The following is an 11,836-nucleotide window of genomic DNA, read 5'->3' as shown; positions in this document are numbered from 1 at the left end:
AAATCATCATTTAACACAAGAGACTTACGCTTTTCCTTTAGTACATAAATCGGTTCATGAAGCGTATTTGGTCGAATTTTTGAACGGATTCAGGAGGAATTCGATTTCCGATTCTGACCATTAAGCAATTCGCGGGGTGTGAACAGATTTCAGGATCATCTGTTGCATACCATTCTAAACCAACGGTGTTCATCATTTTCTCCATGATTTTTCGATATTCCCATACATTTAATCCAGTACGCTTTAAATCCCAATGCCAATAATATTCAGTTGTGATAATAATATAATCTTCCATTGCGTCATCCATCATAGAAACAATTAAGAGGTTTTTTCCAACTCCTGCTCCGCGAAAAAGAGGGATAATTTCAATCGCGCCCAATTCGATTAAATGATCGATATTCCCTTCTGACCATCGTTCAAGTGGGTCTGGGTATAAGAAGGTAACATATCCGATAATGGTTTGACCAGATCTAGCAATGATGATTCTTCCTTCTGGTAAAAGGGCAATCTCTATAAGTGCTTGATGCTGTGTGCTGGCAGGACGAAAGGCAACAAGGTCGTTGTGAAATTCATATTGGGCTAATTGTTCAGCATGAACGGGACCCTCAATCAGTAAATGGCCAACTGGAGTTGTTAATTCTTTTTGATAATATGTTTTTTTATGTTCCATCTATTTTCCCCACCTCCTAGTAGCATCTTTTTATTGTTGTTACATTTGATTACACCGGTAATGAACTTTTTTCCTTGGTAGATCAGAAGGAGTGAAAGAAGTATTATTACCATTATACATAAAATTCTAACAATATAACTTATTCTTTATCAATTTTTACTAAAGATTACAATAAAAGGACAGAATAATATTTATTACTTGAATATTTTAAAAATTAGAAATATAATAGTTCTGTACTATAATAGATCAAATAGTAAATAAAGGAGGAAGTACTAAATGAAATTAGAAGCTGTACCCACAGTACAAGGAGATTATAATTTAACTAGTTATGAAGAAACATATAATAATTTTGATTGGAAAGAAACAGAGCAGGAGTTTTCTTGGTATACAACAGGACGAGTGAATATGGCTTATGAGGCAATTGATAGACATGCGGAAGGCTTCCGGAAAAATAAGGTCGCTCTTTATTATCATGATGGACTTAGGAAAGAGAAATATACTTTCAAAGAGATGAAAGAGCTTTCAAATAAAGCTGGGAATATTTTAAGAACATACGGAAATGTTGAAAAAGGTGATCGGGTTTTTATTTTTATGCCTCGTACCCCTGAATTGTATTTTTCAGTATTAGGTGCCATTAAACTGGGTGCAATCGTAGGTCCTTTATTTGAAGCGTTTATGGAGGGGGCGGTTCGTGATCGACTAGAAGACAGTGAGGCAAAAGTGCTTGTCACGACAAAAGAGCTTTTGAAACGAGTTCCCGTTCAAGAACTTCCCTTATTAAAACATATTATTGTCATTGGTGAAGATGTGGAAGAAAATGATTTATATATTGATTTTCACAAAAAAATGAATGAAGCAAGTTCAAAGCTTGATATTGAGTGGGTTGAACGAACAGACGGATTGATTCTTCATTATACTTCTGGTTCCACTGGAAAGCCGAAGGGCGTTTTACATATTCACAATGCCATGATTCAACAGTATCAAACCGCGAAATGGGTTCTTGATTTAAAAGAAGAGGATGTGTTTTGGTGTACAGCAGATCCAGGCTGGGTTACCGGTACGTCATATGGAATTTTTGGCCCGTGGTTAACTGGTACGTCAAATTTGATTGTAGGTGGACGCTTTAATCCAGAAACATGGTATAAAATGATTGAGGATTACGGTGTAACAGTATGGTACAGCGCTCCAACGGCATTTCGCATGTTAATGGGGGCAGGAGATGAAGTTGTGAAAAAGTTTGATTTAGCCGATCTACGTCATGTGGTAAGTGTTGGGGAACCGTTAAACCCTGAAGTCGTCCGGTGGGGCATGAAAGTATTTGATTTAAGAATTCATGATACATGGTGGATGACTGAAACAGGGGCACAGCTTATTTGTAATTACCCATGTATGGATGTAAAACCAGGTTCAATGGGAAAACCAATTCCAGGTGTACAAGCAGCGATTGTCGATGATCAAGGAAATGAGTTACCAGCTTATCGAATGGGGAACTTAGCGATTAAAAAAGGTTGGCCATCAATGATGCATACAATTTGGAAAAACGAACAGAAATATGAGTCTTACTTTATGCCAGGAGACTGGTATGTATCAGGAGATTCTGCTTATATGGATGAGGATGGTTATTTTTGGTTTCAAGGCAGAATCGATGATGTGATTATGACTTCAGGTGAACGGGTTGGTCCATTTGAGGTAGAAAGTAAGTTAGTGGAGCATCCTGCTGTAGCAGAGGCGGGGGTGATCGGAAAGCCAGACCCCGTTCGTGGTGAAATCATTAAAGCGTTTATTGCATTGCGTGATGGCTATGAGCCATCAAACGAATTAATTGAAGACATTCGTCAGTTTGTCAAAAATGGACTTGCTGCACATGCTGCACCAAGAGAAATGGAATTTCTTGATAAATTGCCGAAAACAAGAAGTGGTAAAATCATGCGTCGCGTTTTAAAAGCATGGGAACTAAAATTACCTACAGGTGACTTATCGTCAATGGAAGAATAAAGTAGGAAAATAAGTAAAAGAGGCTGACTTTGTCAGCCTCTTTTACTTATTAATGGGTTATATATTAGCTTTGACGTTTTGGTCTTAAGTGTTTTTTCTTATTTCCTTAACAGACTTATGACTCAGTTTCATTTGTAGGTGCAGAGGACGGTTGCGAATCTGGAGGTGAGTTTGCATCTGCATCTGCTTCCACTTCTGTTTTTGTTTTTGTTTCTGTTTCTGTTTGATCTTCAATTGAATCCTCAATTGGATCCTTAATTGGATCCTCATCAGGTTCCCCTACAGATATCGTATTGGACGGCGCTGACTCATTTCCGGCTATATCTACTGCTGTGACATAATAGGAGCTATTCTCAGCTTGGTATGATAGGCTTCCGCTTGCTTTTATGCTAGCAACCTTCTTACCTTCACTATATACTCTATAGCCGACAACGTCATTTTCAGGATGGTTTCCCCAATTCATGCTGCTACTCGAGAATGAAACATCAGGAGCAGAAGGTATTTTTCCATTGTCTTTCATAGTTGCATCTGGAATTGATGCATTAGCTAAGCCACTACTTTTTGGTAATAACTGATTTGCATTCGTTGTTATGCCAAATAGTTTCTTCATAGAATCAGGATTCACCATTAAGCCAGATTCGGTAAATTCTGCTGGTGTCGAATCAAGAGCAATGTATTTTTTATCTCCAATTTGGACATATTCTCCACTCGTTAAACTATCATCGACTTTTGTTGGTACGAATTTCTCGTTAAACAAGTCAGTTCGAACAAGGCCTGCCTCTGAACAGGCATCAGAAGGTAAAAGACCAGAACTAGCGCAGAATGAACGCCTAACGATCCCACTTGGCATTTTTAAAGTTTCACTTGGATCCACTAATTCAGGTGAAACATCGTATGCAGCATTCATGAAATCAGCCCATAAATAAATGTTGCGTATATAGTAGGATAAACCTTTATAGTTAACTTCCATTGGCTTTGGTTCATCATAGCCAATCCAGGTTCCGAATGATACATTCGGATTAGTTGCTACAAACCAAACATCTTTATAGTTTTGTCCAGTACCCGTTTTTCCAGCCCAATCTGAGCTGAATTTCAATCGTTTATTTAAGGGTGTTGCTGTACCATCCGTAATGACATCTCTTAACATGTCATAAGTTAAGTAGGCCGTTTGCGGACTAAATACATCGACTGGCTTGACTTCATGCTGAAACACAACATTTCCTTCTTTATCGGTAATTTTATCAATCAGATAGGCATCAATAAATTGCCCATTATTAGCAAAGGTACCAAACGCATTTGTATTTTCTTCAACAGATACACCGTTAGTCAAACCACCTAGGGCAGTCGAACGGTTGATATAATCACTTTCAGCTAAAGAACTAAAACCCATTTTTTCAAGGTATTGTGCTGGTCGTTGATCTAAAATATCAACATATGCTTTAACAGTAGGAACATTATAAGAATCAGCTAAAGCTTCTCTAGCTGTCATAAGACCATGATAACGTCCATCAAAATTGGAAGGCCATAGTCTGCTAGGAGATCCCGGATCTAAATTCAACGGTACATCAGGTAGGATACTGCCTGGAGAAAGGGTACCCAGTTCGATGGCTGGCGCATAAACAAGCAGCGGTTTTATCGTTGAACCATTTGACCGGACGGCATTCGTTGCGTGATTAAGTTGTTCCCTGTTATAATCACGTCCACCAACAAAGCTAATAATTTTACCTGTACGATTCTCGATTAGAATAGCACCGGTTTCAACTGGATTGGCAACACTTTCGGCCTTACCTGTTTCGGGGTTTATGACTGTTTTTGTTCGGTCACTCCCGTAATATTGAAAGTTTTCTGCTACTTCTTGCATGGTGTCATAAATATCCTTATTAATGGTACTGTGAATTCTATACCCATTTTGGCGGATATCTCGATCAGCAAGAGTGAGATACTTTTCTTTTAGTGCATCGTCCTGCTCTAGGTCTTCTTCTGTAAAGCCGTCTTTCTCAGCTAGAAGAACAGACATGACATTAGTTGCCCGTTTCTCAATTTCAAATGTGACCCATGGATATTCCTCAATTGGATTTTCATGTAGGGTAATAAAATCGTTTGTTATATCGTAAGCCAGGGCTTCTTCATATTGTTTTGTATTTATCTTTTCGTCATCGTACATCCTCTTTAAAACAGTTTTCATTCTATTTATGCCGGGTTCAAGATTTTGTTTAATTTCCCCTCTATTTGTAAAAGGCGTATAGCCAAATGGACTTTGGGGAAGTCCAGCAATAAAGGCTGCTTGCGGTAAGTTTAATTCTTTTGTGCTAACTCCGAAAATTCCTTTTGCTGCGGATTGAACGCCAGCAATATTTCTTCCTGATGAATTGCGTCCAAACGTCGATACATTTAAATAGGCTTCAAGAATTTCCTCTTTTTCAAAGAATTTTTCGAGTCGAAGTGCTAGTAAAATTTCTTTTGCTTTTCGTTCAAACGAAACTTCATTTGTTAAAATTTGATTTTTGATTAACTGCTGTGTAAGTGTACTTCCGCCTGATTGAATGGAGGAATTGGTTACCTCTTGAAAGATCGCACGAAAAATGGCTTTCGGTACGACACCGTCATGTTTGTAAAAATATTCATCTTCAGTCGAAATAACTGCGTTAATCAAATCCTGTGATACATCCTCAATTTTTACTTCTTCTCTTTCAAGATCTGTGTAAAGCTTACCTAAATAGACGTCATTGGCAAAATATAACTCAGATGTTTCTTCATAATTATAGATATCTTTTTTCATACTATCATAGGAACGAAGAGGTTCGTCTTTTACTAATGAAGCAAAGTAACCTGCACCAAGACCACCAGCAAAGGCAGCTCCAAGTACGATTACAATCATGAATAAGAGAGCAAGATTCCAAAGAATCTGATACGTAATGCGGACATTTTTAGCTGCTTTCTTATTGGTGAATATATTCAGTATCGATTTTAATTTTTTTTCCCAGTCTGATTTATCAAATTTCATGTAATCAATCCCTCCAAAATCATCATCTATTATAGCATAAACAAAGGGAAGGAAACGAAAATTATGTTGGAATTTGTAGAACCTATATGGTCATATTTGACAACGATATTTTATTATGGTAAAAATGCAATATTAAAGTTAAATATTTAAAAGCAAAGATGGGACCTAGTAGTGCTTTTATCCCTGCCAAAGAGAGCCAGCGGTCGCTGTAAGCTGGTGCAAATAGAAGAATGAATTACCTCCCTGAGCTTTCATTGTGAACGATAAGATAGGGTTTGATCTCTTTTTTTATATTGTCTAGCTTCGGTGTCTAGGGACTTGAACCCTTTAGTTGTGTCGTCCCTAAATGAGTCTCCTTAGCCTTTCAAGTAGCAATGACCGGTTAATCCGTTATCTTTTTGAGTGGAAGAAGAATCTATTCTTCAATTTTGGGTGGTACCGCGCATATTCTGCGTCCCTGCATATTCTGCAGGGGCGTTTTTTATTTTTTGACGATGTTAATGGTTATTGTTGATAAATAGCTTTTGGTGTATGTAGCCATGTGTTTTATTTAGCATGAATAACTTAATGGACGCGTACATCAAAGGCTATTAGAATATCAACACTATTGTTTAACATAACCAATTTTTAAAATAATCTAGTTTCAGCATTTTACCAAAGCATTTACGCTTTAATTTTAGGAGGATATTTATGAATTTACTTGAAGATTTACATTGGAGAGGAATTGTTTACCAACAAACAGATGAAGTAGGAATTCAAGAGACATTGGAGAAGGAAAAGATCTCCTTGTACTGTGGAGTAGATCCAACAGCAGATAGCATGCATATTGGTCATTTGCTTCCTTTTTTAACATTGCGTCGTTTTCAACAGCATGGTCATCGACCCATTGTACTTGTAGGTGGTGCAACGGGGATGATTGGTGATCCAAGTGGTAAAAGTGAAGAACGCAAGCTTCAAACTACTGAGACTATACAACATAATGTTGAATGTATCCAAAAACAGCTGAGCCATATTTTTGATTTTGAAGGCAATAACGGTGCTATGATGGTTAATAACTATGATTGGGCTGGCTCTATGGATATCGTTACTTTCCTTCGTGACTATGGAAAACATGTTGGTGTGAACTATATGTTGGCAAAAGATACGATTTCCACACGTCTTGATACCGGAATTTCATTCACGGAATTTACGTATACGATTTTACAAGCGATGGACTTTTTACATCTTTACGAAAAACATGATTGTAAAATTCAAATTGGTGGAAGTGATCAGTGGGGAAATATTACAACAGGACTTGAACTCATTCGTAAAATGATGCCTGAGGGTTCAAAAGCATATGGTTTAACGATTCCGCTAGTAACGAAAGCGGATGGAACCAAGTTTGGTAAAACAGAAAGTGGAGCTGTATGGTTAGATCCGGAAAAAACGTCACCATATGAGTTTTATCAATTCTGGATTAATACCGCAGATGCAGATGTTATCAAATACTTAAAGTTTTTTACTTTTTTAATAAAAGAGGAAATTGAAGTATTGGAACAGTCTATCGAGTCAGAACCACATTTACGGAAAGCACAAAAAGCGTTAGCCGAAGCAATGACCGAAATGATTCATGGAAAAGATTCACTTGAACAGGCAGTGAAGATTACTGAAGCGCTTTTCAATGGTGATATTCAAAAATTAACAGCTACTGAAATCAAACAAGGGTTTAAAGATGTGCCATCTTATGAACATACAACAGGGGAAGAAATAGGCATTGTTGACCTTCTGATTGCGGCAAAAATTGTTTCCTCTAAGAGGCAGGCTAGAGAAGATGTTTCAAACGGTGCTATTTACGTGAATGGAGAAAGAGTGACAGAAACAGGATACGTGATTTCTGAAAGTGATCGAATAGAAGGACAATTTACAGTCATTCGTCGTGGGAAAAAGAAATATTACTTGATTAAATACTAAGAAGAAAAGCGCAAGCGGCTTAAACGTGGACGTCAGCATATCCTGTGCAAGTCCAATAAGCACAGGATGCCCTCATGGAAAGGTGTTTTGACCTCGGGTAGCCGTTTACGCTAGAAAAAAAACCTTGCCAAAGCGGCAAGGTTTTTTTTAAGGCTATTATTAACGAGAATAGAATTCAACGATAAGTGATTCGTTAATTTCAGCTGGAAGTTCAGAACGCTCTGGTAAGCGAGTGAAAGATCCTTCTAAATTATCAGCATCAAAAGCTAAGTAATCAGGAACAAAATTGTTCACTTCGATTGCTTCTTTAATGATATCAAGGTTGCGTGATTTTTCACGAACACCAATTGTTTGACCAGCTTTTAAACGGTATGAAGGAATATCAACACGTTTTCCATCTACTAAAACATGACCGTGGTTAACAAGCTGACGAGCTTGGCGACGAGTACGCGCTAAACCTAAACGGTAAACAATATTATCTAAGCGAGATTCTAAAAGAATCATAAAGTTTTCACCATGGATACCAGTCATTTTACCCGCTCTATCAAAAAGATTGCGGAATTGACGTTCAGTTACACCATACATATGGCGAAGCTTTTGCTTTTCTTGTAATTGTAAACCATATTCTGATAGTTTTCTACGTTGATTTGGACCATGTTGTCCAGGAGCGTAAGGACGCTTTTCTAATTCTTTACCAGTGCCGTTCAAGGAAATACCAAGACGACGAGACAGTTTCCAACTTGGACCTGTATAACGAGCCATTAATGACTCCTCCTCTATGTTTTTATTTTGGTAAAATAAAAACAGATGTGATGATTCTTTCATGGACATTTTGTTTTCATGTACTTTCGCCCTAGCAGCAGAGGGTTACACAGTACCCCATCATTGAAATGCGTGAGGCACCTGCTTGTCGCAGATGGTGCTTGAAGCTAGACTATCTTCTAACTTCAAAAAGAAAAAAATTTCTTATAACACATTCGAGGAACAAAATGAAACCAAAAAAGTATTCACATAAGCTGCGATATTTTACACAAAGGATATTATATAATTATATGGAGGTTAATGTCAAGGAGATTTTAATTGAATAATTGAATGAAGAAGAGTAAAATGAGTTAAGTGTAAATATTAGTTAAAAAGTAGAATATACTAGTTTTCTGTTTTTTTGAAATAAGTCTGCTAGTACTGTCGATAACGCGTACAAAATTTGTAAAAAAGGAATTTATAGTAACAGTGATATTATGTTTGGTGAAATGAATTAAATAACTGTATAATAATTAATATTAACATAAGGAAAAAGTCCTGATTTTATATAGAAATTTCCATTAAGATTGAAAACTAGGTGATGTTTAAAATGGAATTGCTCGAAGAACGTTTTATGTTAGATTTGAAAAGTCGGTTCTTTGACATTATCTCTACAGATAATGGTCTATTTCAATATGATTCTATGGTAGAAAAAATGATTTTGACCATTAAAGCATTGATGAGTGCTAAAGAAGTAACTATATACCGATATAGTGAATGTAAACAACAAATATTTGTTGTGGCTTCAACAAATTCAGAGATGAAGTTGAAGCAGGGCACATTAGATATTTTTCCTGAAGAACTTGAAGAAATAGCTCAATGTACAAGGATTTTTCGTAAACCATCTCATATTCATACGTTTAAACAATATGATTTATTAATTCCTCTAGAGCTTAAGGGGGAAATTCAAAACTATCTTTTACTAAAAGAAGAAGGTCCTTTTATGACTCAGTTATCGGACTTTGTTCTTGAAAAGCTAAGTGAAGAATGTGAATGTCTTTTGCAAAGGATCCAGCAATTAGTCACATTGGTTTTGGAAGAGAAACGATATAAGCAGTTATTTCGTGTAACGGAGAAAGTTCATTCTTCAATGAACATGGAGTCAGTACTGGGTGAAATTATCGATACTTTACAAGCGGTTTATCCAAGTTTTACTTATTATCTTCTCTTATCCCAAGATCATAGAGGGTATGAAGGGTTGCCAATAAAAGAATTAGATTACGATGATAAAAATATGACGATTATGGAAGCTTATGTGACAGGTACCATTCAATTTGAAGATTCCATTTCTGATAAAAGATCTGTTCTGTATGCTCCTTTGAAAGGAAAGCAGGGTGTCTATGGCGTATTACAAGTGACTGCGCCTAATACACTTGTGTTTCCCACAAGTGAAGTGGAATTTATTACTTTACTTGCAAATACAGCAGGAGGAGCAATTGAAAATGCCCAACTGTATGAACAGTCTCAGCAATTAATTGCTGATTTACAGCTCATTAATGAGACAAGTCGTTGTTTGAATTCTAATCTTCGACTTTCAGAAACGATGGAATATATGTCTAAACAAATTGTGGAATCACTTAAAGCAGAGGAAGTTGGATTTATCCAATGCTCTTCCGATTATGAAAAGGCCAATGTCCATCCAGGGAGCACCCGTTTCTTTTTTACTGAAGATGCCAGAAAATACACAGATTATTTTAAAGAGAAAATTCTTTATGATCATGAACCTTTATTTATAGGTGATTGGAAATGGCCTCATGATCCAACACAATATACCCCTTTTAAATCTGTTATGGTTGTGCCAATGATCCAATCGAATGTACTTAATGGGTTTGTCCTTGTTTTACATCGTGAGCCATATGCTTTTTCATTTGAGACTTTTAAACTATTCTTGTCCTTAATCCACCATTCAACACTTGCTTTTACAAATACAATTCTGAGAGAAGAACTAGAAAAAATGGTTATAACCGACCATTTAACAAAATTGTATTCACGAAATTATCTTGATGAAAAAATTCAGCAATCGATGGAAGTAGATGGTGGAGGAACCTTCATCATGATCGATATTGATAATTTTAAGTCCATTAATGATACATATGGACATCAAATTGGGGATGAAGTGATCGTTCAGGTGGCAAATATTATTCAAGCGAATATTCGTGGAACTGATATTGGTGCTCGTTGGGGTGGAGAAGAATTAGCTATTTATTTACCACGAGTATCATTAGAAACGGGAGTGCAAATTGCTAATCGGCTTGTAACGAAGGTAAGTGAATCTTCAAATCCGCGTGTAACCATATCTTGTGGTGTTTCACATTGGAAAAAAGAAGAAAACGATAATTATAAATCTGTCTTTAAACGAGCGGATAAAGCATTGTACACGGCAAAAGAAACTGGAAAGAATCGAGTCGTGGTTCAAAATTAGTACAACAAATGAGAATGAAGTTTGTTCAAAAATCTCCTGAAGGCTATTGGGAGGTTTTTTATTTTGCTCAGTAAGGTGCTAATTTCCTGTTTAATGACAAATTTCAGCAGTAATAAAGTTGCTAAACTAATCAATTTGGCGGATAGACATGAAAAGAAAAAGTTTTTGTCGAGAATTTTTTAAAGGATTGTGAGAATAAAGACCGAATTGTAGTTTATAGATAGACCTGCCTTTTATCCTTTGAAATGTGAGGTACTAGTGATGAAGAAAAATTCGAAAGATGCTATTGTCCAAGCGGCCATTTCATTATTTAATACAAAAGGATTCCATGGGACGACAGTCCGAGATATAGCAGGAAAGGCAAATGTGAACATTGCTAATATTTCCTATTATTTCCAAAATAAAAATGGTTTATTAGAATATTGTTTTACCAATTATTATGAAAAATATATAAATGAATTAGAAAATGGAATATTGGAATTGGAATCGGGTGCTTATTCTAGTTTAAAAATGGTTATAGGTAATATTTTGAACTTTCAATGCGAAAATATTCATTTAACACGATTTATTTTACGAGAACTATCGCTTGATACTCAAATTGTCCGTGAAATGATGTCTACTTATTTAGTGAAAGAACGGTACTATCTTACTAAAATATTGGAAGTAGGAGTGGCAAGGCAAGAATTTAAAAAAGTCAATGCGAATTACTTTATTATTCAGTTGAAAGGCCTTTTGTCCATGCCTTTTCTAAATAGCCAATATCTTTCAGAAGTTCTTCATGTTTTCCCACATGAAAAGTATTTTGCCGATAAATATTTAAAGGAAATATTTGACTGGCTAGACGGCATGTTAATACCAAAGCAAATCCAGCCTAGCCAATATAGTGTTGCAACTCCATATACAATGAAAAGAGTCCCGCTATATAGAGCGAAGCGAGCACAATATGGAGAAGTGAGTGGGGGCAACCTTCGTTACATTTTAGAGAGAAACTAGT

The 11,836-nt window shown here is 36.4% G+C and carries 7 protein-coding genes and 1 other annotated feature; of the genes, 4 read left to right on the top strand and 3 right to left on the bottom strand.

The features are described from left to right. Positions 1-37: 37 nt before the first annotated feature. Positions 38-670, bottom strand: a complete 633-nt coding sequence (locus tag JMM81_RS05395; protein ID WP_256240506.1) for a GNAT family N-acetyltransferase — start codon at positions 668-670, stop codon at positions 38-40. Between the two features lie 276 nt (positions 671-946). Here JMM81_RS05395 and acsA point away from each other — a divergent pair, with 276 nt between their 5' ends. Further along, positions 947-2,665, top strand: coding sequence for an acetate--CoA ligase (gene acsA, locus JMM81_RS05390; RefSeq protein ID WP_256240504.1), 1,719 nt, complete (start codon positions 947-949; stop codon positions 2,663-2,665). 115 nt (positions 2,666-2,780) lie between these two features. On the opposite strand, the gene JMM81_RS05385 is transcribed toward acsA, so the two are convergent. Beyond that, positions 2,781-5,669: a transglycosylase domain-containing protein gene (locus tag JMM81_RS05385; RefSeq protein WP_256240503.1), complete on the bottom strand. Its 2,889-nt coding sequence runs from the start codon at positions 5,667-5,669 to the stop codon at positions 2,781-2,783. Between the two features lie 146 nt (positions 5,670-5,815). Beyond that, positions 5,816-6,131: a binding site (T-box leader), on the top strand. A gap of 228 nt (positions 6,132-6,359) precedes the next feature. Between JMM81_RS05385 and tyrS the strand changes: the two genes are divergently transcribed. Next, positions 6,360-7,619 carry a tyrosine--tRNA ligase gene (tyrS, locus tag JMM81_RS05380; protein ID WP_256240502.1) on the top strand — a complete coding sequence of 420 codons (1,260 nt, stop codon included), beginning with the start codon at positions 6,360-6,362 and terminating at the stop codon, positions 7,617-7,619. Between the two features lie 159 nt (positions 7,620-7,778). Here the strand turns inward: tyrS and rpsD are convergent, their stop codons facing one another. After that, positions 7,779-8,381: a 30S ribosomal protein S4 gene (gene rpsD / locus JMM81_RS05375; RefSeq protein WP_256240501.1), complete on the bottom strand. Its 603-nt coding sequence runs from the start codon at positions 8,379-8,381 to the stop codon at positions 7,779-7,781. Positions 8,382-8,970: 589 nt separating this feature from the next. Here rpsD and JMM81_RS05370 point away from each other — a divergent pair. Together JMM81_RS05370 and refZ are read left to right on the top strand one after the other, a co-directional pair. Continuing rightward, complete coding sequence (locus JMM81_RS05370) at positions 8,971-10,842, top strand: sensor domain-containing diguanylate cyclase (RefSeq protein ID WP_256240500.1); 1,872 nt, start codon at positions 8,971-8,973, stop codon at positions 10,840-10,842. A gap of 261 nt (positions 10,843-11,103) precedes the next feature. Then, complete coding sequence (gene refZ, locus JMM81_RS05365; protein ID WP_256240499.1) at positions 11,104-11,835, top strand: forespore capture DNA-binding protein RefZ; 732 nt, start codon at positions 11,104-11,106, stop codon at positions 11,833-11,835. The last annotated feature ends 1 nt before the right edge of the window (position 11,836 follow it).

This window comes from Bacillus sp. V3B (genome assembly GCF_024494465.1).
GTDB lineage: Bacteria > Bacillota > Bacilli > Bacillales > Cytobacillaceae > Bacillus_BD.
The sequence above is the reverse complement of the archived record's forward strand: the minus strand, read 5'-3'. Positions and strand labels throughout refer to the sequence as shown.